At 63.7% G+C, this 23,956-nt stretch carries 20 protein-coding genes; 15 read left to right on the top strand and 5 right to left on the bottom strand.

Annotated elements, in window-relative coordinates; translation table 11 throughout:
• Positions 1 to 118: 118 nt before the first annotated feature.
• The 5 genes from IB262_RS17175 to IB262_RS17155 are packed head-to-tail and all read left to right on the top strand — an operon-like array spanning position 119 to position 6,061.
• On the top strand, positions 119 to 1,159 hold the full coding sequence (locus tag IB262_RS17175) for a LacI family DNA-binding transcriptional regulator (protein ID WP_192493708.1): 1,041 nt from the start codon (positions 119 to 121) through the stop codon (positions 1,157 to 1,159).
• A complete protein-coding gene (locus IB262_RS17170; protein ID WP_192493707.1) occupies positions 1,156 to 2,157 on the top strand; it encodes a Gfo/Idh/MocA family oxidoreductase in 1,002 nt (333 codons plus the stop codon). The genes IB262_RS17175 and IB262_RS17170 overlap by 4 nt, the downstream gene beginning before the upstream one ends.
• 4 nt (positions 2,158 to 2,161) lie before the next feature.
• A complete protein-coding gene (locus tag IB262_RS17165) occupies positions 2,162 to 3,781 on the top strand; it encodes an acyl CoA:acetate/3-ketoacid CoA transferase (RefSeq protein WP_192493706.1) in 1,620 nt (539 codons plus the stop codon).
• Positions 3,774 to 4,553, top strand: a complete 780-nt coding sequence (locus IB262_RS17160) for an enoyl-CoA hydratase/isomerase family protein (RefSeq protein WP_112976194.1) — start codon at positions 3,774 to 3,776, stop codon at positions 4,551 to 4,553. The genes IB262_RS17165 and IB262_RS17160 overlap by 8 nt, the downstream gene beginning before the upstream one ends.
• Positions 4,553 to 6,061, top strand: coding sequence for an aldehyde dehydrogenase family protein (locus tag IB262_RS17155; protein WP_060521498.1), 1,509 nt, complete (start codon positions 4,553 to 4,555; stop codon positions 6,059 to 6,061). Before IB262_RS17160 ends, IB262_RS17155 begins: the two co-directional genes overlap by 1 nt.
• Positions 6,062 to 6,160: 99 nt before the next feature.
• Here the strand turns inward: IB262_RS17155 and IB262_RS17150 are convergent, their stop codons facing one another.
• On the bottom strand, positions 6,161 to 7,225 hold the full coding sequence (locus IB262_RS17150; protein WP_034803036.1) for a LacI family transcriptional regulator: 1,065 nt from the start codon (positions 7,223 to 7,225) through the stop codon (positions 6,161 to 6,163).
• A gap of 302 nt (positions 7,226 to 7,527) precedes the next feature.
• Here IB262_RS17150 and IB262_RS17145 point away from each other — a divergent pair, with 302 nt between their 5' ends.
• The 9 genes from IB262_RS17145 to IB262_RS17105 all read left to right on the top strand — a co-directional run bounded on the left by IB262_RS17145 (position 7,528) and on the right by IB262_RS17105 (position 17,468).
• On the top strand, positions 7,528 to 8,772 hold the full coding sequence (locus IB262_RS17145) for an ABC transporter substrate-binding protein (RefSeq protein WP_112976181.1): 1,245 nt from the start codon (positions 7,528 to 7,530) through the stop codon (positions 8,770 to 8,772).
• Between the two features lie 175 nt (positions 8,773 to 8,947).
• Positions 8,948 to 9,826: a sugar ABC transporter permease gene (locus tag IB262_RS17140; RefSeq protein WP_060521497.1), complete on the top strand. Its 879-nt coding sequence runs from the start codon at positions 8,948 to 8,950 to the stop codon at positions 9,824 to 9,826.
• Positions 9,826 to 10,707: a carbohydrate ABC transporter permease gene (locus IB262_RS17135; protein ID WP_034803016.1), complete on the top strand. Its 882-nt coding sequence runs from the start codon at positions 9,826 to 9,828 to the stop codon at positions 10,705 to 10,707. Before IB262_RS17140 ends, IB262_RS17135 begins: the two co-directional genes overlap by 1 nt.
• 4 nt (positions 10,708 to 10,711) lie before the next feature.
• The gene (locus IB262_RS17130; protein ID WP_034803014.1) at positions 10,712 to 11,827 is read left to right on the top strand and encodes an ABC transporter ATP-binding protein; all 1,116 of its coding nucleotides are present in this window, start codon (positions 10,712 to 10,714) and stop codon (positions 11,825 to 11,827) included.
• A gap of 6 nt (positions 11,828 to 11,833) precedes the next feature.
• Positions 11,834 to 13,333, top strand: a complete 1,500-nt coding sequence (locus IB262_RS17125; RefSeq protein WP_060611295.1) for a GMC family oxidoreductase — start codon at positions 11,834 to 11,836, stop codon at positions 13,331 to 13,333.
• The gene (locus IB262_RS17120; protein ID WP_060521495.1) at positions 13,330 to 14,109 is read left to right on the top strand and encodes a 3-ketoacyl-ACP reductase; all 780 of its coding nucleotides are present in this window, start codon (positions 13,330 to 13,332) and stop codon (positions 14,107 to 14,109) included. Before IB262_RS17125 ends, IB262_RS17120 begins: the two co-directional genes overlap by 4 nt.
• A 104-nt stretch (positions 14,110 to 14,213) precedes the next feature.
• Positions 14,214 to 15,869 carry a GMC family oxidoreductase N-terminal domain-containing protein gene (locus tag IB262_RS17115; RefSeq protein WP_060586591.1) on the top strand — a complete coding sequence of 552 codons (1,656 nt, stop codon included), beginning with the start codon at positions 14,214 to 14,216 and terminating at the stop codon, positions 15,867 to 15,869.
• A 7-nt stretch (positions 15,870 to 15,876) separates the two neighbouring features.
• The gene (locus IB262_RS17110) at positions 15,877 to 16,194 is read left to right on the top strand and encodes a Dabb family protein (protein WP_112976180.1); all 318 of its coding nucleotides are present in this window, start codon (positions 15,877 to 15,879) and stop codon (positions 16,192 to 16,194) included.
• Between the two features lie 8 nt (positions 16,195 to 16,202).
• Entirely contained in the window at positions 16,203 to 17,468 is a 1,266-nt protein-coding gene (locus IB262_RS17105; protein ID WP_112976179.1) for a glycerate kinase, read from the top strand.
• A gap of 111 nt (positions 17,469 to 17,579) precedes the next feature.
• On the opposite strand, the gene IB262_RS17100 is transcribed toward IB262_RS17105, so the two are convergent.
• On the bottom strand, positions 17,580 to 18,917 hold the full coding sequence (locus IB262_RS17100; protein ID WP_034802996.1) for an aspartate aminotransferase family protein: 1,338 nt from the start codon (positions 18,915 to 18,917) through the stop codon (positions 17,580 to 17,582).
• Between the two features lie 149 nt (positions 18,918 to 19,066).
• Between IB262_RS17100 and IB262_RS17095 the strand changes: the two genes are divergently transcribed.
• Positions 19,067 to 19,615: a cupin domain-containing protein gene (locus tag IB262_RS17095; protein ID WP_060521493.1), complete on the top strand. Its 549-nt coding sequence runs from the start codon at positions 19,067 to 19,069 to the stop codon at positions 19,613 to 19,615.
• A gap of 34 nt (positions 19,616 to 19,649) precedes the next feature.
• On the opposite strand, the gene IB262_RS17090 is transcribed toward IB262_RS17095, so the two are convergent.
• The 3 genes from IB262_RS17090 to IB262_RS17080 form a co-directional block, all read right to left on the bottom strand.
• Positions 19,650 to 20,882, bottom strand: a complete 1,233-nt coding sequence (locus tag IB262_RS17090; protein ID WP_089044277.1) for a pyridoxal phosphate-dependent aminotransferase — start codon at positions 20,880 to 20,882, stop codon at positions 19,650 to 19,652.
• A gap of 26 nt (positions 20,883 to 20,908) precedes the next feature.
• Complete coding sequence (locus IB262_RS17085; RefSeq protein ID WP_112976178.1) at positions 20,909 to 22,441, bottom strand: aldehyde dehydrogenase family protein; 1,533 nt, start codon at positions 22,439 to 22,441, stop codon at positions 20,909 to 20,911.
• A gap of 89 nt (positions 22,442 to 22,530) precedes the next feature.
• Positions 22,531 to 23,952 carry an FAD-binding oxidoreductase gene (locus IB262_RS17080; protein ID WP_112976177.1) on the bottom strand — a complete coding sequence of 474 codons (1,422 nt, stop codon included), beginning with the start codon at positions 23,950 to 23,952 and terminating at the stop codon, positions 22,531 to 22,533.
• Positions 23,953 to 23,956 lie beyond the last annotated feature (4 nt).

Raw genomic sequence — 23,956 nt, 5'->3', positions numbered from 1 at the left:
CCTTTTGTCTAGACCGAGCGCGGCTGGACGTGAAAAAAATGATCAGCCAACTCTTGACGAAATTGGAACGTTCCAATTATGAAAGAAGAAAGCAGTCAGAAGAATTCGGGAGGATGCTGTGGTCAAGGAGAGGGTAACGGTCATCGATATTGCGCACGCTGCCGGCGTGTCGAAGTCGACCGTGTCGCTCGTTCTTCAGGGCAGCTCGCTCGTCAATGAGGCGACGCGCGCCAAGGTGAATGCCGCCATCCGCGATCTCGGCTATGTCTATAATCGCGGCGCTGCCAATCTTCGGCAATCGAAGTCCAAGATCATCGGCATCGTCGTCAACGATCTCACCAACAGCTTCTTTGCGGAACTCGCCGTCGGCGTCGATGCGGTCGTGCAATCGGCAGGCTTCGTGCAGTTTCTTGCCAATACCGGCGAAAAGATCGAGCGCCAGCGCGAAGTGGTCGCGTCGATGCGCGAGCATGGCGTTTCCGGCCTGATCATCTCGCCGGCGCGTGGCACCGAAGCGGCCGATCTTGCGTCTTTGGTCGAGAGCGGCATTCCCGTCGTGCTCGTCGTCCGCGATATTGCCGGTGCAAATGTCTCTTCGCTGATCTCCGACAACCACGCTGGTGCCGTGGCCGCGGTGCGTCATCTGATCGAACGTGGTCACCAGCGCATCGCCTTCCTCGGCGGTTTTTCCGACACCGCCGTCTTCGAGGCGCGCATGCGCGGCTACCGCGATGCGCTCGTCGAGGCCGGCATGCCGGTTTCGGAATCGCTGATCATCGGTTCGGCGCCGTCGCGTGCCGGCGGGGTGACGGCAGTGGAGCAGGCGATGATGCTCGCCGACCGGCCGACGGCCGCACTCTGCTTCAATGATGCGGTCGCTTTCGGCGTCTGCGATGGCCTGAGGGCCCGGCGGCTTGAGCCGGGTGCCGATTTCGCCGTTATCGGTTTCGACGACGTGATCGAGGCGAAGACAGCAGTTCCGGCGCTGACGACGGTGTCCGTCGATCCGCAAGGCATGGGCCAACGGGCGGCCGAACTGCTGTTGAAGCAGATCAAGGCCGGCAAGGCGGAGCCGGAGGCCATCGTCGGTTCGGTTCGTCTCGTCGTTCGCCAGAGCTGCGGCGCTGCAATCGAGAGAAAAAGGGAGGCACTGGCATGACACGGTGGGGTCTGATCGGCGCAAGCACGATTGCGCGCGAATGGGTGATCGGCGCAATCCGCGCCGCCGGAGGTGAGGTCGTCTCCGTCATGAGCACGAGCGCGGAGCGCGGCGCGGCTTACGCCGAGGAGAACGGCATCGCCAAGTCGGTGACCACTGTTGCCGAACTCGTCGGCGATCCCGATGTCGACGCCGTCTATGTCTCCACCACCAATGAACTGCATCGCGAGCAGACGCTGGCGGCGATCGCTGCCGGCAAGCACGTGCTCTGCGAGAAGCCGCTGGCGATGACGCTGGAGGATGCGCGCGACATGGTGAGCGCAGCGCAGGAAGCGGGTGTCGTTCTTGCTACTAACCACCACCTGCGCAATGCCGCTAGCCACCGCGCAATGCGCGATGCGATCGCCGAGGGCAGGATCGGCCGGCCGATTGCAGCCCGCGTCTTCCACGCCGTCTATCTGCCGCCGCATCTCCAGGGCTGGCGACTGGAGAGGCCGGACGCCGGCGGCGGCGTCATTCTCGACATCACCGTGCATGACGCCGATACGATGCGCTTCATCCTCAACGACGATCCGATCGAGGCCGTTGCCATCAGTCACAGTGCCGGCATGGGCAAGGAAGGCCTGGAGGATGGCGTCATGGGTGTCATCCACTTCCGCTCCGGCGTCATCGCACAGTTCCACGATGCCTTCACCACCAAATACGCAGAGACCGGTCTTGAGGTGCATGGCACCGAAGGATCGCTGATCGGCCGCAACGTGATGACGCAGAAGCCGATCGGCACGGTGACGCTGCGCAACGCCGATGGCGAGAGCGAGCTCGCCCTCGACCACCGCAATCTCTACGAAACAGCGCTTTCCGCTTTCCATGCCGCTGCCCAAGGCAACGGCCGTCCATCTGCGACGGGCGAGGATGGCGTCTGGTCGCTGGCAACGGGCCTTGCCGTCGTCAAGGCGGCGGCCACCGGCCAGGCCGTGGCGATCGAAACGGGACTTTGAACTCATGTCGATGAACAAGCACATCTCGCCGGCCGAAGCGGCTGCCCTGATCCCGGATGGCGCGGTGGTTTCGGTCTCCTCGTCCAGCGGCCTCGGCTGCCCGGATCTGATGCTCAAGGCGATCGGCGAGCGGTTCGAGACGACCGGCCACCCACGCGACCTGACGACGCTGCATCCGATTGCCGCCGGCGACATGAGCGGCATCAAGGGCGTCGACTATATCGCCAAGAAGGGTCTGCTGAAGAAGATCATCGGCGGCTCCTATCCCTCGGGTCCGTCGAGTGCGGAACCGCCGTTGATCTGGCAGATGATCGGCGCTGACGAAGTGGCCGCCTACAACGTGCCCTCCGGCATCCTCTTCGACATGCACCGCGAGGCCGCGGCCAAGCGCCCGGGCGTGATGACCAAGGTCGGCCTCGACACCTTCGTCGATCCGTCGCGCGAAGGCTGCGCCATGAATGCTTCGGCCGCGGCTGAGCCCATGGTTAAGAAGGTCTCGTTCGAAGGCGAGGACTGGCTCTATTTCAAGGCGATCGCGCCGCAAGTGGCGATCATCCGCGCGACGACGGCGGACGAGCGCGGCAATCTCACCTATGAGCACGAGGGCGCCTATCTCGGTGGTCTCGACCAGGCGCTCGCTGCCCGCAACAATGGCGGCATCGTCATTGCCCAGGTCAAGCGCATCACCAAGGAAGGCTCACTGAAACCCCACGACGTGCGCGTGCCGGGCGTGCTGGTGGATTATGTCATCGTCGATCCCGACCAGAAACAGACGACCCAGACGCTTTACGATCCGGCGATTTCCGGCGAGATCTTCCGGCCGCTCGACAGTTTCCGGGTGCCGGAATTCAATATCCAGAAGGTCATTGCCCGCCGCGTGGCGCAGGAGCTTGAAGCCGGCAGCGCCGTCAATCTCGGCTTCGGCATTTCGGCCAATGTGCCGCGCATCCTGCTCGAAGAAGGGCTGCATGGTGCGGTCACCTGGGTGATCGAGCAGGGCGCCGTCGGTGGCGTGCCGCTGCTCGACTTCGCCTTCGGCTGCGCGTCTAACGCCGATGCCTTCATGCCCTCGCCCTACCAGTTCACCTATTTCCAGGGCGCCGGCTTCGATGCCTCGCTGCTCTCCTTCCTTGAGATCGATCGCAATGGCTCGGTCAACGTGTCGAAACTCTCTTTCCGCCCGCATGTGACGGCCGGCGCCGGCGGTTTCGTCGACATAACGGCACGGGCGAAGAAGATCGTCTTCTCCGGCATGTTCAATGCCGGCGCCAAGCTCGCGGTCGCCGACGGCAAGCTGGTGATCGAAAAGGAAGGCAAGCTGAAGAAGCTGGTCAACGAGGTCGAACACGTCACCTTCTCAGGCCGTCGCGGCATCGAGCAGGGCCAGGACATCACCTATGTCACCGAGCGCTGCGTGATGAAGCTGACGCCCGAGGGCGTGATGCTGACCGAGATCGCGCCGGGGGTCGACCTGCAGGCGCATATTCTCGACCAGTCGGAATTCCCACTGATCGTTTCCGACAGACTGAAGACCATGGATGCGGGTCTGTTCCAGGATGCATTGCTTGGTCTTGAACTGCCGAAGAAGCCGGCGCGCCAGCTTGCGGGAGGCGACCGTGGCTGAGGGCCGTATCCGCATCGACGTCGACGGTGCTGTCGCGATCATGACGATCGCCCGTCCGGAAAAGCTCAACGCTTTCGATATCGACATGCTGAAGGCGTTGGCATCGGCTTGCGACGAGATTGAAGCCGACCGCAATGTGCGTGTCGTCATCCTCACCGGCGAGGGCAAGGCATTTTCGGCCGGCGGTGACATCAAAGCCTGGGGCGGCATGGATGCGCCTGCCTTCGGGCATGACTGGGTACGGTTCGGCCACCGCGTGTTCGAGCGGCTGGCGACGCTGCGCATGCCCGTCATCGCCGCTCTTAACGGCCATGCGCTTGGCGGTGGGCTGGAACTGGCGGCGGCCGCCGATATCCGGCTGGCCGAAGCGCAGATCAAGATCGGGCTGCCGGAGACGAGCCTCGGCATGGTGCCCGGCTGGTCGGGCACGCAGCGCCTCGTCTCTCGCTTTGGCGCCCAGATCGTCAGGCGCATGGTGCTGGGCGGCGAGATGTTCACCGCCGAGGCTGCTCTGCGCGAAGGTCTGGTCGATGCCGTCGTCGAGACCGGCACGGTGCTTTCAGCTGCCCGCGATTATGCGGCGCGTGTCGCCAAGCGCGGGCCTGCGGCGCTCGAGATTTCGAAACTGATGCTCGCTTCGGCGAATGGCGAAGACAACGGATCCGCAGTCGAAGCGCTCGGCTCGATCCTTGTCGCCAAGACCGGCGACCTCAAGGAAGGTGTCGCTGCCTTCTCCGAAAAGCGTGAAGCCCAATTCAAGGGAGAATGGTAATGACCGTGCTCGTGAAACCCAAGCCGATCGACGGCCAAAAGGTTCGCGCCTTCCAGATGCTGATCGACGGCAAATGGGTGGACAGCGCCGAGGGCCGTACGATCGAGCGCGTGGCGCCGGGCCACGGCGTCGTCGTCAGCCGCTATCAGGCGGGCACCAAGGCCGACGCCGAAAAAGCGATTGCTGCCGCACGCCGTGCCTTCGACGAGGGCACCTGGCCGCGCATGACCGCTTCGCAGCGTTCGCTGGTGCTTTTGCGCGCAGCCGATATCATTGCCGAGCGCGCCGATGAGCTTGCCTATCTCGATGCGATCGAATCCGGCAAGCCGATCAGCCAAGCCAAGGGCGAACTCGGCGGTGCCGCCGATATCTGGCGCTACGCCGCGGCTCTCGCCCGCGATCTGCATGGCGAAAGCTACAACACGCTCGGTGACGGTACACTTGGCGTCGTGCTGCGCGAGGCGATCGGTGTCGTCTCGATCATCACGCCCTGGAATTTCCCGTTCCTGATCGTCAGCCAGAAGCTGCCCTTTGCGCTGGCCGCTGGCTGCACCACTGTCGTCAAGCCGTCCGAGCTGACCTCGGCCTCGACGCTGCTGCTCGGTGAAATCCTCGAAGCCGCCGGCGTTCCCGCCGGCGTGGTCAACATCATCACCGGCACGGGGCCGGAGGTCGGCGCGCCAATGACGACGCATCCGGATGTCGACATGGTGTCCTTCACCGGCTCGACCGGCGTCGGCCGCCTGACCATGGCCAATGCTGCCCAGACGCTGAAGAAGGTCTCGCTGGAACTCGGCGGCAAGAACCCGCAGATCGTTTTCCCCGACGCCAATCTCGACGAATTCATCGATGCCGCCGTCTTCGGCGCCTATTTCAATGCCGGCGAATGCTGCAATGCCGGCTCGCGATTGATCCTGCACCGTGACATCGCCGACGAGGTGACGCGCCGCATCGCCGAGCTCTCGGCCAAGGTGAAGGTCGGCGATCCGCTCAATCCGGAAACCCAGGTCGGCGCAATCATCACGCCGCAGCATCTGGAAAAGATCGCCAGCTATGTTTCTGCTGCTTCCAAGGATGGTGCTGCGGTTGCCCATGGCGGCACCGCGCTCGATCTCGGCATGGGCCAGTTCATGGCGCCGACGATCCTTTCTTCCGTGCGCCCGGACATGGCGGTGGCGCGCGAAGAAGTGTTCGGCCCGGTTCTCTCGGTGCTGACCTTCGAGACGACGGAAGAGGCGATCGGCATCGCCAATGCGATCGACTATGGTCTTTCGGCCGGTGTGTGGAGCCGCGACTTCGACACCTGCCTGACGATCGGCCGCCGCGTGCGCGCCGGCACAATCTGGATGAACACCTTCATGGATGGTGCGTCGGAACTGCCCTTCGGCGGCTACCGCCAGTCCGGCCTCGGCCGCGAACTCGGCCGGCATTCGGTCGAGGATTACACCGAGACCAAGACGCTCAACATGCATATGGGGCCGCGTACCGGCTGGTGGATGCCGCGCTAAGGCTGAAACAGGGGAGGAGAGGACATGCGGACGATGGGGAGAACATTGGGGCAGGAGGCAGCGTCACGTGACGCCGCCTTGCGTGCCGTGTTCGCCCGCTCAGCCGGCCGCGCCGAAGCTCGATGGGATCTGCGGACAGAGCAGCAGCTGCAGCTTGCTGACGTCGCTTTCGCCGCCGATCTTCTGCAGGAGCACCCGGCCCATGTCCTCGCCGGTCGCCGTCAGGTCCTCGTAGATCGTCTCGACCTGCGGCTGGATGGCGCTCAGGAGATGCGAGGTCTGCTTGGCGACGATGTCGTATTCGCGTCCGAGCGTCAGCCCGCAATCGCTCATGCCGGTGATGGTTGCGAGCGCGCAGACTTCGCCGCCACACATGAAACTGTCCGGCGGATCGGGCTCGGCATAGCGCTGGCGCACGCGGTCGCGGATGGCGCCTGCCGGGCTGTCGAGATCGATGCCCGAGAGGATTTCATAGGCGCAGCCCGCCTCGCGCACGGCGGTCATGAAGCCGTGCTGAAGATGGCCGGCAAAGGTGAAATCGGCGGGACCGCTGATCAGTGCGGGCTTGCGCCTGCCCTTGGCGATCAGGCGCTTCGTCGCCTGGTACGAGAAGGTGAAGTTGTCGTAGTCGACATAGGGATGTGGGGTGGAAAGCTCCGTGCGCCCATGGGTGACGAAGGGAAAGCCGAGATCGGACAGCAATCGGACCCGGGGATCGAGCGGTTCCGTGCGCGAGAAGATCAGTCCATCGGCCATCGCGTTGCGGGTAATGTAGTTGACCGCCTCGACATTGGTCGAGTTCAGGAAGTTCGGCATGACGATCAGGTGGTAGGCCGTGCCCTGAAGTGCCTTGGCGATGCCACTCATGATCGAGGTGCCGTAGCCGAGGATTTCCTCGTGCGGGTCGAGCAGCACGCCGATGACATTGGTGCGGCCGGTCTTCAGGCGCTGGGCGGCGCGGTCGGGCGAATAGCCGATCTCGTCTGCGACCTCGCGCACTCGCTTGCGGGTATCGAGCGAGATCTGCGGAGCATCGGAAAGGGCACGCGAAACGGTGGTGACCGCAAGGCCGGTGATTTCCGCGATCGTGCGAAGGGTCGGCTTGCCGCGCTTGACGGCAGAACCAATGTCTTCGGCGTGGGCGGGCTTGGAGGGATCGGCCAATGCTAGTCTTTCTGAACGCGGGCGGGAGCGGTGTTTGTATCGTGGTGCGAGGGCTTAGGCAATCGAATCATGAAAACGTTTTAAATCTCGCATTGCGGCATGGCTTGCTGCACCGCAATAGCTAATGTGAGCTATATAATTCAGTAAATTCAAACGGTTCCGTAGGTGCTAAAATACAAAATGGCGGAATGCTTGACTTGCTGAATTTATAACGTTTTAAATGGCCAGCCGCTGGCTGAAGCGGCGCGAATTCCGGGGTGGAGGAGGTTCCGCCTCGTTAACTTGCAAACGGGAGGAAAACGATGCGCAAGTTGATGACGACGACGGCCGTTGTGGCGCTGATGATGGCGGCCACCGCCGCGCGCGCAGCCGAAAATGTGGAAGTTCTGCACTGGTGGACATCCGGTGGCGAAGCCGCCGCACTCGACGTTCTGAAGAAGGACCTGGAAAGCAAGGGCATCACCTGGACCGACATGCCGGTTGCCGGCGGTGGCGGTACGGAAGCGATGACGGTTCTGCGCGCTCGCGTCACCGCGGGCAACGCTCCGACCGCCGTGCAGATGCTCGGCTTCGACATTCTCGACTGGGCCAAGGAAGGCGCACTCGGCAACCTCGACGAGACCGCTTCCAAGGAAGGCTGGGACAAGGTGATCCCGACCGCCCTGCAGCAATTCTCGAAGTATGACGGCCACTGGATCGCAGCGCCGGTCAACGTGCATTCGACCAACTGGGTCTGGATCAACAAGGCCGCCCTCGACAAGGCTGGCGGCAAGGAGCCGACCAACTGGGACGAACTGGTTGCCCTGCTCGACAACTTCAAGGCCCAGGGGATCACCCCGATCGCCCATGGCGGCCAGCCCTGGCAGGATGCGACGATCTTCGACGCCGTCGTGCTTTCGCTCGGCACCGACTTCTACAAGCAGGCTTTCATCGATCTCGACCCGGCCGCGCTCGGCGGCGACAAGATGAAGGAAGCCTTCGACCGCATGACGAAGCTGCGCTCCTATGTCGACGACAACTTCTCGGGCCGTGACTGGAACCTCGCTTCCGCCATGGTCATAGAGAACAAGGCCGGCCTGCAGTTCATGGGCGACTGGGCCAAGGGCGAATTCCTGAAGGCCAAGAAGGTGCCAGGCACCGATTTCGTCTGCATGCGCTTCCCGGGTACGCAAGGGTCCGTGACCTTCAACTCCGACCAGTTCGCGATGTTCAAGGTTGCCGACGACAAGGTTCCGGCCCAGCTCGCCATGGCTTCGGCGATCGAAAGCCCGACCTTCCAGTCGGCCTTCAACGTGGTCAAGGGCTCGGTCCCGGCCCGCACCGACGTTCCGGACACGGACTTCGACGCCTGCGGCAAGAAGGGCATCAAGGACCTGGCAGAGGCCAACACCAACGGCAAGCTCTTCGGCTCCATGGCCCATGGCCATGCCAACCCGGCTGCCGTGAAGAACGCGATCTACGACGTCGTGACGCGCGAGTTCAACGGCGAACTGACGTCCGACGAGGCCGTCAAGGAACTGGTCTCGGCCGTCGAGGCCGCGAAGTAACGGGCTCGCTCCGGGGCGCACTCTAGGCGCCCCGGACACCCCATTCCGACATGCAGGCGCCGTCGAACCGCCGTGGCCAACAGGACGCGGGGAGGGGCGCTTTGATACCCAGAACCTCGCGCGGATGCCGATATCAGGGATTTCCCGACGGCCGCGCCAGAAGTGGTGAACGTTCATGGATAGCCGCAGTCGCCTGCAGGACCTGATACCGAAGCTGGTGCTTGCCCCGAGCTTCCTCATCGTCCTGATCTTTGTCTATGGCTTTATTGCCTATACCGGCTTTCTGTCGATGACGGACAGCAAGATGCTGCCGTCCTACAATTTCGTCGGGTTAAGCAATTATTCGAAGCTGTGGGCGCTGCCGCACTGGTGGCGGGCGGTGAGCAACCTGGCGATCTTCGCCGCGCTCTATATCGCCATCTGCTCCGTGCTCGGCCTTGGGCTGGCAATCCTGCTCGACCAGAAGATCCGGGCCGAAGGCTTCCTGCGGCCGATCTACCTCTACCCGATGGCACTCTCGTTCATCGTGACCGGAACGGCCTGGAAGTGGTTCCTCGATCCCGGCATCGGCCTTGAGAACACCATGCACCTCTGGGGCTGGGAGAGCTTCTCGTTCAACTGGATCAAGGACCGCAACTACGCGATCTACTGCGTCGTCATTGCCGCGGTGTGGCAGTCGACCGGCTTCATCATGGCGATGTTCCTTGCGGGCCTTCGCGGCGTCGACAACGAGATCATCAAGGCAGCGCAGATCGACGGCGCCAAGACCTCGACGATCTATCGCCGGATCATCATTCCCCTGATGCGGCCGGTGTTTCTTTCCGCATTCGTGGTGCTCGCGCATCTGGCGATCAAGGCCTACGACCTGATCATCGCGCTCACCGGCGGCGGCCCCGGCCAGGCGACCGAGCTGCCGGCGACCTTCATGTATTCCTACACCTTCACCCGCAACCAGATGGGCATCGGCGCGTCCTCGGCGATCATCATGCTGGTGATGATCTTCTCGATCATCGTTCCCTATCTCTATTCCGAAATCCGGGGAGCACGACGCTGATGAGCGCTCCGAGCCCAGACAACATCATTTCGCACAACCGCCTCACCCGCGCGTTGATCTACACCGCGCTGATCCTCTTTGCGCTCTATTCGCTGTTGCCGCTCTACGTCATGCTGGTGAACTCGGTGAAGCCGCTCGACGAGATCCGCCAGGGCGGCATGCTCAACCTGCCGCAGACCTTTACGGTCGAGCCCTGGCTTCAGGCCTGGTCGACGGCGCAGATCGGCGTGCAGCCGACCGGCCTCAAACCCTTCTTCATCAACTCGATCCTGATGGTCGTGCCGGCCGTAGCAATCTCGACGATCATCGGCGCACTCAATGGCTATGTGCTGACGAAGTGGCGCTTTCCCGGTGCCAACATCTTCTTCGGCATGCTGCTGCTCTCGTGCTTCATCCCGTTCCAGATCGTGCTGATCCCGATGGCACGCATCCTCGGCATCCTTGGGATAGCCGGTTCGATCTGGGGCCTTATCTTCGTCCATGTGATCTACGGCATCGGCTTCACGACGCTCTATTTCCGCAACTACTACGAAGCGTTCCCGACCGAGCTGGTGCGCGCAGCGCAGATCGACGGCGCCAGCTTCTTCCAGATCTTCTGGCGCATCCTGTTGCCGTCCTCCGGTCCGATCATCGTCGTCTCGGTCATCTGGCAGTTCACCAACATCTGGAACGACTTCCTGTTCGGCGCGTCCTTCTCAGGCCCCTATTCGACGCCGATGACGGTCGCGCTGAACAACCTCGTTTCGTCCTCGACGGGCGTCAAGGAATACAACGTCCACTTCGCGGGCGCGATCCTCGCCGCCCTGCCAACGCTCATCGTCTACATCGTGTCCGGCCGCTACTTCGTTCGCGGGCTGATGTCGGGCGCCGTGAAAGGATAAGCTCATGTCTTTCTTGAAAATCAGCAACCTGCGCAAATCCTACGGCTCGCTCGAGATCCTGAAGGATATCAACCTGGAGATCGAAGAAGGCGGCTTCCTGGTGCTGGTCGGCCCCTCAGGCTGCGGCAAGTCCACGCTGCTCAACACGATCGCCGGGCTTGAGCCGATCACATCGGGCGAGATCGCCATCAACGGCCGCTCGGTTGCCGATCTGCATCCCTCGAAGCGCGACATCGCCATGGTGTTCCAGTCCTACGCGCTCTACCCGAACATGACGGTCGCCGGAAACATTGCCTTCGGCATGGAAATCCGCGGCGTGCCGAAGGAGGAGCGCGAAAAGGCGATCAAGCAGGTCTCGGAAATGCTGCAGATCGGCCATCTGCTCGATCGCAAGCCGAGCCAGCTCTCGGGCGGCCAGCGCCAGCGCGTCGCCATGGGCCGGGCGCTGGTGCGCAACCCGCAGGTTTTCCTGTTCGACGAGCCGCTCTCCAACCTCGACGCAAAGCTGCGCGTCGACATGCGCACCGAAATCAAGCGGCTGCACAACCGCATGAAGACGACGATCGTCTACGTGACCCACGACCAGATCGAGGCGATGACGCTGGCGACCAAGATCGCGGTGCTGAAGGACGGCGTGCTGCAGCAGTTCGGGACGCCGGCCGAGATCTACAACAACCCGGCCAACATGTTCGTCGCCGACTTCATGGGATCGCCGGCGATGAACCTGCTGACGGCGCGGATCGAAAAGAGCGGCTCCGACATCGCGGTCACGCTGACGCGTCCGAATGCCGAACCGCTGAAGCTTGCGGTGCCTCAGGCCAACGGCGCACTGTCTGCCTATGCCGGCAAGGACGTCGTCTTCGGCATCCGTCCGGAAGCGCTGACCGATCCTGATGGCGCCGACCGCAATGCCAAGGTGGTCGCCGAGGGCGAGTGCCTGATCGAGGTGGTCGAGCCGGCCGGCTCCGATACCTTTGCGGTCACCCGTCTCGGCGGCAAGGAAATCGTTGCCCGGCTGAGAGCTGACGCCCGCATCGCGCCCGGGCAGACCTCGCGCCTTGCCTTCAATCTCGACAAGGCGGTGTTCTTCGATCCGCAGAGCCAGCAGCGGATCGCGTAACCAACGATGCAGGAGCAGCCGGACATCGTCATTATCGGGTCGGGGATCGGCGGCTCCACGCTTGCGGCGGGGCTTGCCGGCTCCGGCGCCCGCATCGCCATCCTCGAGCGTGGCGACCGCCTGCCCGATACGCCGGAGGCGCGCAGCTACAGCTCGATCTTCGTCAAGGGCCACTTCCGCCCGAGGGAGATGTGGCGCGAACCCGACGGAACCGAGTTCAACCCCGGAAACTTCTACTTCGTCGGCGGCAATTCCAAGCTCTTCGGTGCGGTGCTCCTGCGCTACCGGGCCGAAGATTTCACCGAGATGCAGCATCTCGGCGGCGTTTCGCCGGCGTGGCCTTTTCCTTACGAGGAGCTGGAGCCCTGGTACGGCAAGGCCGAGCAGCTGTTCGAGGTGCGCGGCGAATTGGGCGACGACCCGACGGAGCCGTTCCACAGCTCGCCTTACACTTTCGGCCCGGTGCCGGACGAGCCGGCGATTGCGCGGGCCCGTGCAGAGCTGAAGGCGCAGGGGCTCAATCCGGCAACGCTGCCGCTCGGCGTCGACATCGACGCCTGGCTTGCCGGCGGGCGCACGCCCTGGGACGGGTTTCCGAACACCGGCAACGGCAAGATGGACGCTGAAACAGCATCGCTCGCTTCCGCACTGAAGGATCCCAATATCGAGCTCATCACCTCGGCGCATGTCGACACGCTGGAGGCGGGACCCGGCGGCCGGATCGAGGCGATCCACTACACCCACAGGGGCGAGAAGAAGAAGCTGTCGCCGAAGCTGGTAATCCTGTCGGCGGGCGCGATCAATTCGGCCGCCATCCTCTTGCGCTCCGGCGACGGCAAGGGGCTCGCCAACGCCTCCGACCAGGTCGGCCGCAACTTCATGAACCACAATTGCAGCGCCATGCTGGCAATCAATCCGTTCAAGCGCAACGACAGCATCTACCAGAAGACGCTGATGCTGAACGACTATTACCTCACCGGCGGCAGGGATGGCCTGCCGCTCGGCAACGTCCAGCTGCTCGGCAAGATCAACGGCGACATCCTCAAGGCCAATGCGCCCCTCTGGGCGCCGCGGTTTGCCTTCGATTTCATGGCCGGCCATGCGGTCGACTGGTACATGATGACGGAGGACCTGCCGAACCCGGAAAGCCGCATCATGGTCGACGGCAAGGGCATCATCATGCAGTGGCGGCGCTCGAACATGGAGGCGCTGTCCGGGCTCGAAGCGAAGATGCGCGCGCATTTCAAGGCGGCCGGCTATCCGATCGTGCTGTCGCAGGCCTTCGACAAGCGCACGCCGTCGCATCAATGCGGCACGGTGCGGATGGGGAAGGACCCGAAGGACGCGCCGCTCGACGTCTATTGCCGTGCCTTCGATCACCCGAACCTCTTCGTCGTCGACGCGAGTTTCCTGCCGACGTCGGCGGCCGTCAATCCGGCCCTGACCGTCGCCGCCCAGGCGCTTCGCGTCGCCGACCACATCGCCACTAGGGAGTTTCGATCATGACGTCATCGACGCGCCCCGTCGCCATCGTCACCGGCGGCCGCCGCGGCATCGGTCTCGGCGTCGCCCGTGCGCTCGCCCGCGAGGGCTTCGATATTGCGCTCACCGGCCTCGGTGCGGCGGACGCGACGACCGCCCAGACGCTGTCGGAACTTTCCGGCGACCACGGCCGGGCGATCTACATCGAAGCGAACCTTGCCGATATCAGCGGCCATGCGGCGACTGTCGAGCGTGTTCGCGCGGAGCTCGGTCCGATCCGCTGCCTCGTCAACAATGCCGGCATCGCCTCGGTGATGCGGGGTGATTTCCTCGATCTGCTGCCGGAAAATTTCGACACGATCGTCGCCACCAACCTGCGGGGAACGGTATTCTTCACCCAGGCCGTGCTCGTCTCGATGCTGACGGATCCGGCTGATGTAGCACCGCGGTCGATCATCAACATCACCTCGGTTTCGGCAACGATGACGTCGCCCGAGCGGCTCGACTATTGCATGACCAAGGCCGGCCTTGCCGCCTTCAGCCAGGGGCTGGCGCTCAGGCTTGCCAATACCGGCATCTCGGTTTTCGAGATCCGGCCGGGTATCATCCGCTCCGACATGACCGCCGGCGTCTCGGCGAAATACGATGGCTTGATTGACGGCGGGTTGGTGCCGATGCGGCGCTGGGGCGAGCCCGATGACATAGGCAATATCGCGGCCGGCCTTGCCGGCGGCAAATTCGGCTTTGCCACCGGCTCGGTCATCCAGGCGGATGGCGGGCTTTCGATCGGCCGTCTCTAGGAAACGCGCAGGATTATTGAGGCTCGCAAGCGGGCAGGATTTGAATTGAACACGTCGAAAATTTGGAACGTTCCAAATTGGTGACGGCGGAGGGAAGACAGGGAATGAGCTACGACTACATCATCACCGGCGCCGGCCCGGCCGGCTGCGTTCTCGCCAATCGCCTCTCCGAGGATCCAGCGGTCCGTGTCCTTTTGCTGGAGGCCGGCGGCGGCGACTGGAATCCGCTGTTTCACATGCCGGCAGGTTTTGCCAAGATGACCAAGGGCGTTGCCAGCTGGGGCTGGGAGACCGTGCCGCAGAAGCACATGAAGGGCAGGGTGCTACGCTATACCCAGGCCAAGGTGATCGGCGGCGGCTCGTCGATCAATGCCCAGCTCTATACCCGCGGCAACGCCGCCGACTACGACCTCTGGGCCTCCGAAGACGGCTGCAGCGGCTGGGATTACCGCAGCGTTCTTCCCTATTTCAAGCGCTCAGAAGACAACCAGCGCTTTGCCGACGACTATCACGCCTATGGCGGCCCGCTCGGTGTCTCGATGCCCACGGCGGCGCTGCCGATCTGCGACGCCTATATCCGCGCCGGTCAGGAACTCGGCATTCCCTATAATCATGATTTCAACGGTCGCCAGCAGGCGGGCGTCGGCTTCTATCAGCTCACCCAGCGCAATCGCCGCCGCTCGAGCGCATCGCTTGCCTATCTTTCGCCGATTAAGGATCGCCGCAATCTGACGGTTCGCACCAGCGCGCGCGTGGCGCGGATCGTGCTTGAGGGTACACGTGCCGTCGGCGTCGAAGTCGTCACCGGCAAGGGCAGCGAGATCATCCGGGCGGAGCGCGAGGTGCTCGTTTCCTCCGGCGCCATCGGTTCGCCCAAGCTCTTGTTGCAGTCCGGCATTGGGCCTGCCGATCACCTGAAATCGGTGGGTGTCGCGGTAAAACATGACCTACCGGGTGTCGGCGGCAACCTGCAGGATCACCTCGATCTCTTTGTCATTTCCGAATGCACCGGCGACCACACCTATGACGGCGTCGCAAAACTCCATCGTACGCTATGGGCCGGCCTGCAATATGTACTCTTCCGCTCGGGCCCGGTGGCGTCGTCGCTGTTTGAGACCGGTGGCTTCTGGTATGCCGATCCGAACGCCCGCTCGCCCGATATCCAGTTCCATCTCGGTCTCGGCTCGGGCATCGAGGCGGGCGTCGAAAAGCTGAAGAATGCCGGCGTGACGCTGAACTCCGCCTATCTGCATCCGCGCTCGCGCGGAACGGTGCGGCTTTCCTCCTCCGATCCGGCGGCAGCGCCGCTGATCGATCCCAACTACTGGGAGGATCCGCATGATCGCAGGATGTCCATCGAAGGCCTGAAGATCGCCCGCGAGATCATGCAGCAGGCGGCGCTCAAGCCCTTCGTGCTGGCGGAGCGCCTGCCGGGCAATTCGGTCGTCAGCGATGAGCAGTTCTTCGACTACGGCTGCGCCAACGCCAAGACCGACCATCACCCCGTCGGCACCTGCAAGATGGGCACGGACGCGATGGCGGTGGTCGGGCTCGATCTCAAGGTGCGTGGCCTTGAAGGCCTGCGCGTCTGCGACAGCTCGGTGATGCCGCGCGTTCCCTCTTGCAACACCAACGGGCCGACGATCATGATGGGGGAGAAGGGCGCCGACATCATCCGCGAGCGCCAGCCCCTGCCGCCGGCGATCTTCGCCCACGAACGCAACGACAGCCGCCCGCGCGCCCGCGCCGATATCCGTTGAGGTCCCCATGATCCGCCATTGTGTCTTCATTCGCTTCCGCCCCGAAATCTCCAGCGAGGAGAAGGCGGTGATCTTCGGGGAGATTGCCGCGCTGAGGGCCAGGTTACAGGGATTCCTTGCCGCCCATATCGGCGCCAATGTCAGCCCGGAAGTGGGCATGGACGAGGGCTTTGCCGAAGGCTTCATCGTCGACTTCACTGACGCGGCGGCGCGCGATGCCTATCTGGAAGACGAGGAGCACCGCAAGACCGGCGCCAAGATCGTTGCTGCGGCCGAGGGCGGTATTGCCGGCATCTTCGTCTACGATCTCGAAATCGCCGGCTGAGGGACGCCATGATCGATGCGCGCCTCTTCCTGACCCGGCTTTTCGAGGAAGCCGTTCGAGCCGCCGATCCTTATGAGGCGATCAAGGCGCATCTGCCCGCCCCGCCGAAAGGGCGGACGGTGGTCGTCGGCGCGGGCAAGGCGGCAAGCCAGATGGCCGCCGCCTTCGAGAAGCTCTGGAAGCATCCCTTCTCCGGAACGGTCGTCGCCCGTCATGGACCGATCGAACAGTGTGAGACGATCACTGTGCTGCAGTCGGCTCATCCGGTGCCGGATGAGGCGGGGCTTGCTGCCTCGGATGCCTTGCTGAAGGCCGTGGCCGGTTTGACGGCGGACGATCTGGTCATCGCGCTGATTTCCGGTGGCGGCTCGGCCCTGCTCCCGGCGCCGCCTGAGGGTTTGACGCTCGCCGACGAGATCGCCGTCAACAAGGCGCTGCTTGCCTCCGGCGCGCCGATCTCGGCTATGAACGTCGTTCGCAAGCACGTGTCGCGGATAAAGGGCGGGCGGCTCGCTGCAGCCGCCTTTCCGGCGCGTGTCGTTAGTCTGGTCGTTTCGGACGTACCCGGCGACAACCCGGCCTTCGTCGCTTCGGGGCCGACCGTTCCGGATCGCAGCATGGCGGCCGAGGCGCTGGAGATCGTTGCCCGCTATCGCATGGAACTTCCCGACCAAGTGGTGACCCATCTGCGCTCGGAGGCCGCTGCAGCGCCCGATCCGGACAATCCGCGGTTTGCCGCGCATGAGTGTCACGTCGTTGCTTCGGCAAGCGTTTCGCTCGAAGCGGCGGCGGCCAAGGCGCGCGAACTCGGCATCGAGGCGCATATACTCTCGGACGCGATCGAGGGTGAAGCGCGCGATATCGGTCGCATGCATGCAGCGCTTGCCCGCGAAGTGGCGCTGAGAGATCGGCCGTTTGGCAAGCCGGTCGTACTGCTTTCCGGTGGTGAGACGACGGTGACGATTTCGGGCAAGGACTACGGCAAGGGCGGGCGCAACAGCGAGTTCCTGTTGTCGCTGGCGCTCGATATCGACGGCGTGTCAGAGATCGATGCGCTTGCCGCCGATACGGACGGCATCGACGGCTCCGAAGACAATGCCGGTGCCTTTGCAAATGGGCAGAGCATTGCCCGCATGCGGGCGGCTGGCATCGATCCACGTCTACATCTTACCCGGCACGACGCCTGGTCGGCCTTTGACGTGAGCGGCGATCTCTTCGTGCCCGGACCGACCGGAACCAACGTCAACGATTTCCGGGCGCTGTTGATTCGTTAGGACGCGCCTCGCGCGTAGAGACGTTAGCCGGATTCAGGTGTGCAATCGAAATGCAGACGCCGCCGCCGAGATCTTCGGCGGCGGCGTTGCCTTGTCGTGCGTCGCTTGGGCTTACTTGGCGCGCTTCAGCGCATCGCCGAGGATCGAGACGATCTCGCCAAAATGTTTCTCTTCGGCGATCAGTGGCGGCGAGAAGGCTATGATGTCGCCGGTGACGCGGATCAGCAGGCCCTTCTCGAAGCAATCGACGAAGACGTCGTAGGCGCGGGCGCCGATTGCGCCGTCGCGCGACTGCAACTCGATGCCGGCGATCAGGCCGATCGTGCGGATGTCGATGACATGAGGCAGGCCCTTCAGCGAGTGCATGGCGTCGTGCCAGGCGTCCTGCAGCTCGACGGCGCGGGTCATGAGGCCCTCGTCGCGGTAGATGTCGAGCGTGGCGATACCGGCAGCGCAGGCGGCCGGATGGCCGGAATAGGTGTAGCCGTGGAAGAGCTCGATCGCGTTTTCGGGCCCATGCATCAGCGCGTCATGCACCTTGCGGCTGGCAAAGACCGCGCCCATCGGGATCGCACCGTTGGTGAGACCCTTGGCCGCCGTCACCATATCCGGGGTTACACCGAAGAAGTCGGTGGCAAAGGCGGCGCCGAGGCGGCCGAAGCCGGTGATGACTTCGTCGAAGATCAGGAGGATGCCGTGCTTGTCGCAAATGGCACGCAGGCGTTCGAGGTAGCCCTTCGGCGGGATGAGGACACCGGTCGAGCCAGCGACCGGCTCGACGATGCAGGCGGCGATGGTTTCGGCGCCATGCAGCGCCACCAGCCGCTCGAGATCGTCGGCAAGCTCGGCGCCGTGTTCCGGCTGGCCCTTGACGAAGGCGTTCTTCGCGGGGTCATGCGTGTGGCGCAGGTGGTCGGAGCCAGGAAGCTGCGGGAAGACGCGGCGGTTGTTGAGGATGCCACCGACCGAAATGCCGCCGAAGCCGACACCGTGATAGCCGCGTTCTCGGCCGATCAGGCGCGTGCGGGTGCCCTGGCCGATCGCGCGCTGATAGGCGATCGCCATCTTCAGGGCCGTGTCGACCGATTCAGAACCCGAACCGGTGAAGAAGACGCGGTCGAGCTTCTGGCCTTCCGGACCCGGCGCGATTTCGGCGAGGCGCTCGGCGAAGTCGAAAGCAATCGGATGGCCCATCTGGAAAGACGGGGCGAAATCCATGGTCGACAGCTGGCGCTCGACGGCCGAGGCGATCTGACGGCGGCCATGGCCAGCGTTGACGCACCAGAGCCCGGCAGTGCCGTCGAGGATCGTGCGGCCATCGGTGCTGGTGTAGTGCATCCCCTCGGCGGACGCGAGCAGGCGCGGAGCCTGCTTGAACTGCCGGTTGGCGGTAAACGGCATCCAATAGCTGTCGAGAACGGGGGCGTTGGGTTTGGTGTGCTGGTTCATGGCATCCTCCTGAGTTCGGCGATTGACGCCATGATTTGATTTGCCAAACAAGTCCTTTTCTGATGTCAGTTAAGTCATTGAAATTTATTGTACCGTTGTAGCGTTTTTGCGCTATTTCGAACAACCTGAACACCAAGGGTTCGGATCATATGACCGTCGATATCGGAAACCGGCTTCGTCATCTCCGCCTGATGCACAATCTGTCGCAGCGCGAACTGGCCAAGCGCGCCGGCGTCACCAATTCGACGATATCGCTGATCGAGTCGAACGCCTCCAATCCTTCCGTCGGTGCGCTGAAGCGTATTCTCGACGGCATTCCGATTGGGCTTGCGGAATTCTTCTCCTTCGAACCGGAACGACCGCGCAAGGCGTTCTATGCGGCGGAGGAACTGGTCGAGATCGGCAAGGGGCCGATTTCCTATCGCCAGATCGGCGAAAACCTCTTCGGCCGCAGCCTGCAGATCCTGAAAGAGGTCTATCAGCCGGGCGCCGATACCGGGAAAGTGCCGCTGGTGCATGACGGCGAGGAAGGGGGCATCGTGTTGTCGGGCCGTATCGAGGTCACCGTCGACGATGAGCGGCGGATCCTGGGACCGGGGGATGCCTATTATTTTGAAAGCCGGCGGCCGCATCGTTTTCGCTGCGTCGGGCCGGTGCCTTGCGAAGTGATCAGCGCCTGTACGCCGCCGACGTTCTAGGAGCGGACGGCGCCGAGGCGCCGTCCGGAGTTCGTCAAGAAAGCCGAGCGCAGGCGTCGGCGATGCGTTTGAGCGCTTCCTTCAGTTCCGCTTCCGAGGTCGCATAGGAAATGCGGAAGAACGGCGAGAGACCGAAGGCGGAGCCCGGAACAACGGCGACGTGGGCGTCGTCGAGCAGGTAGGCGCAGAAGTCCGTATCCGTTGCGATTGCCTTGCCCGAGGGCGTGACCTTGCCGAGCATGCCGGCGCAGCCGGAGAAGGTGTAGAAGGCACCTTCCGGGACGCGGCAATCGAGGCCGTCGATGGCATTGAGGCCGGTAACGACGAGATCGCGGCGGCGCTGGAAGCTGGCAGTGCGTTCCTTCAGGAACTCCTGCGGACCGGTCAGTGCGGCAACCGAAGCGGCCTGGCTGACGGAGGAGGGGCAGGAGGTCGCCTGGCTCTGGACGACAGCCATCGCCTTGATCAGGTCGCGCGGACCGCCGGCATAGCCGATGCGCCAGCCGGTCATGGCATAGGCCTTGGAGACGCCGTTGACCGTGAGCGTGCGGTCCTTGAGGCGGGGCTCGAGCTGGGCCGGGGTGACGAAGCGGAAGCCGTCATAGACGATGTGCTCGTACATGTCGTCGACCAGCAGCCACACATGCGGATGCTTGAGGAGCACGTCGAGCAGCGGCCGGTAGTCGCTCGCGCTATAGGCGGCACCCGACGGGTTCGAAGGCGAGTTCAAAAGCACCCAGCGCGTCTGCGGCGTGATTGCAGCCTCGAGCTTGTCGGCCGTCAGCCGGAAGCCGGAGGAGGCGTCGCAGGGGATCAGAACCGGCTTGCCTTCGCAGATCTGGACGATATCCGAATAGGAGGTCCAGTAGGGCGTCGGGATGACCACCTCGTCGCCGGGGTTGATCGACGCCATCATGGCGTTGAACAGGATCTGCTTGGCGCCGGTCGAAACCGTGATCTCGTCCTGCTCGTAGGCAAGGCCGTTTTCACGCTGGAACTTCTCGCGGATCGCCTTCTTCAGCTCCGGCGTGCCGTCGAGGGCGGTGTACTTGGTGTCACCGCGCTTGATCGCCTCACAGGCGGCGTCCTTGACGAAGTCGGGCGTGTCGAAATCCGGCTCGCCCGCACCGAGGATGATGACCGGCTTGCCTTCGCGCTTCATGGCCTGCGCGCGGGCGCCGATCTTGAGGATTTCGGACACTCCGATCGAGGAGATCCGCGAGGCGGGCTCAAAGCCCGCCTCCTTGACCGTTGCGTTGATGGTCATGGTCTCTACCTACCTGGGCGCGCCGATTATTCGATGTCGAACGACACGCCCTGCGCCAGCGGCAGAGCCTTCGAATAGTTCACCGTGTTCGTGGCGCGGCGCATGTAGGCCTTCCACGAGTCCGAACCGGATTCGCGGCCACCGCCGGTTTCCTTCTCACCGCCGAAGGCGCCACCGATTTCGGCGCCCGAGGTGCCGATGTTGACGTTGGCGATACCGCAATCCGAGCCGTCGACGGCGAGGAAGCGCTCGGATTCCTGCATGTCGCGGGTGAAGATCGAGGACGACAGGCCGGCTGCGACCGCATTGTGATCGGCAACGACGGCGTCGAAGTCGCTATATTTCATGACGTAGAGGATCGGCGCGAAGGTTTCTTCGAGAACCGGTCCGGCCTGCTTGGGCATTTCGACGAGAGCGGGCTTGGCGTAGTAGCCGTTGTGATAACCGAGCTCGACGCGCTCGCCGCCGGTGACGGTGCCGCCATGCGACTTGGCTTCAGCGATTGCCTTCTGCATGCCGTCGAAGGCAGCCTTGTCGACGAGCGGGCCGACGAGGGCGGTGGTTTCGAGCGGGTTGCCGACAGAGACCGAACCGTAGGCCTTCTTCAGGCGCGGAACGAGCTGGTCGTAGACGCTTTCATGCACGAACAGGCGGCGCATGGTGGTGCAACGCTGGCCGGCGGTGCCCATGGCGCCGAAGGCGATGGCGCGCAGCGCCATGTCGAGATCGGCCGACGGGCAGACGATGCCGGCATTGTTGCCGCCGAGCTCGAGGATGGCGCGGGCGAAGCGCTTGGCGAGGCGCGGACCGACGTCGCGGCCCATGCGCGTCGAGCCGGTGGCCGATACGAGCGGAACCTTGGGGTTGTCGACGAGAACTTCACCGACGGTGCGGTCACCGATCAGGACCTGCGACAGGCCTTCCGGCGCATCGCCAAAGCGGGCGAGCGCGCGCTCGAAGATCGCCTGCGAGGCAAGCGCCGTGAGCGGGGTCTTTTCCGACGGCTTCCAGACGACGGAGTTGCCGCAGACGAGCGCCAGTGCGGTGTTCCACGACCAGACGGCGACCGGGAAGTTGAAGGCGGAGATGACGCCGACGACGCCGAGCGGGTGCCAGGTTTCCATCATGCGGTGGCCGGGACGCTCGGTGGCGATCGTCAGGCCATAGAGCTGGCGGGAAAGGCCGACTGCGAAATCGCAGATGTCGATCATTTCCTGCACTTCGCCGAGGCCTTCGGAGGTGATCTTGCCGGCTTCGATCGAAACCAGGCGGCCGAGGTCGGCCTTGAAGGCGCGCAGTTCTTCGCCGAGCAGGCGGATCAGTTCGCCGCGCTTCGGGGCGGGAACCAGGCGCCAGGCCTTGAAAGCTTCATGGGCCTGGTCGATCTTGGCGGCGGCTTCAGCGGCCGAAACCGTCTTGAGGGTCGCGATCTTCTCGCCGGTAACCGGGCTATAGGACGGCATGTCGCCGCCGGTGTAGAGTTCCTTGGCGACGCCCATCTTTTCGAGAAGCGCGGCGGCTTCCTTGGTCACGTCGACTTTCTTGGTTGCGATGTTCATGGTCTGACTCCCGTTTTATTGGTTTAGATCATTCGTTGGAGCGAAATGTCGGCGGAAGACCGCACACACTTTCCTCATTCCGCTCTGGCCTATCCGAAACGCACACTGCCGAGCTTTCCCGGCGAGGTCAGCGTCTTCAGGCCCGCGGCCATGTCCTTGAGTTTGTCTGGTGTATAAAAGTCGTAATAGGCCTGATTGCGGCGGCCGATCGCATGTTCCGCGCTGAAGCTGCCGTGATATTCCTCGACGGCGACGGCGAAAACCCATTCGCGTAGCCGGGGTTCGAAAGTCTCGTCCTTGAGAAGATCGCTGTTCTTCGGCACGACGAGGTTGAAGTGCACGCCGCCGTCGCCGATATGGCCGAAATCGCAGACGGTCACGTCGGGGAATTTCGAGGGCATTTCGGCCTTCGTATGGTCGCAGAAGGCCATGATGTCACCCCGGCGGAAGGAGACATCGAAGGCGATCAGCTTGCCCAGGTGCTTGACGCCCTCAGACAGCGCGTGGCGTAGCGCCCAGATTTCGTGCGGCGGGCCGACGAAGGCGTCGGCGAGCGGTGCCTCCTCCGTCTCCCAGATTTCGGCCAGCGCCGTTTCCAGCACGGCGTCGAGCGACTGTTCGCCTTCGCGCGGTGCCCAGGTGCGGCTGATCTCGGCGAGAATGACGTAGTCGGGGACTTGGCCAGCCTGGAACGGGTTTTTCAGCGACGGCACGTGGGCAAAGGCTGCCTTGACGGCATTGCTCGACATGCCCTCGAAGGCCGAAAGGTAGGCGCCGAGGCGTTCTTCCATGGCGCGCAGCAGCGGCATCACATGGGCGCCGCTCGCCGGAACCAGCAGTGCCGTTGCCGTCTGCTGCGGCAGGCGCTCGAGGTTGAGCACGCATTCGGTGACGATGCCGAAGGCGCCCGAGGTGCCGACGAAGATCTGCTTCCAGTCAACGCCGGTGTTGTTCTTGCGCAAGTCGCATTGCAGGTCGAGCACGGTGCCGTCCGCGTCGGCCAGCACCACCTTGAGGCCGAGCGTGTTTCGGCGCACGTCGCCGTATTTCAGGAAGCGTGAGCCGCCGGTATTGGTGGCGATCATGCCGCCGATGCGCGGGTCGGCGCCGAGATCGATCGGGAAGAACAGGCCGTGCTCTTCCAGCCGCCGGTTGAGATCGGACAGCCGGAAGCCGGCGTCGAGCCGAACCGAGCGGTTGTCGAGGTCGAGTTCGAAGCGTTTTGCCAGCCGGTCGAGGCTGAGGATGGCTTCGTCGCCCGACTGATCCGGCGTCGAGCCGGAGACGAGGCCGGTGTTGCCGGACTGCGGGATCAGCGCGATGCCGTTGGTGACGCAATAGGCGACAGCGGCGGAAACCTCTTCGGTCGTCGCCGGCCGCAGCACGAGCGGCGTCCGGCCGCGATCATAGCGCGCGCCGGTCTCGTAGGCTTCCAGGTCTTCCGGACGCGTGACGACACCCTTGTCTCCAAGGATGTCGGTGAGCGCGTCGATGTGCAGTTGGTCGATCATCAGG

This window comes from Ensifer sp. ENS02 (genome assembly GCF_014851885.1).
In the GTDB taxonomy this organism is placed as follows: Bacteria; Pseudomonadota; Alphaproteobacteria; order Rhizobiales; family Rhizobiaceae; genus Ensifer; species Ensifer adhaerens.
Note: the sequence above shows the minus strand (reverse complement) of the source record. Positions and strands in the feature narration are given on the sequence as shown.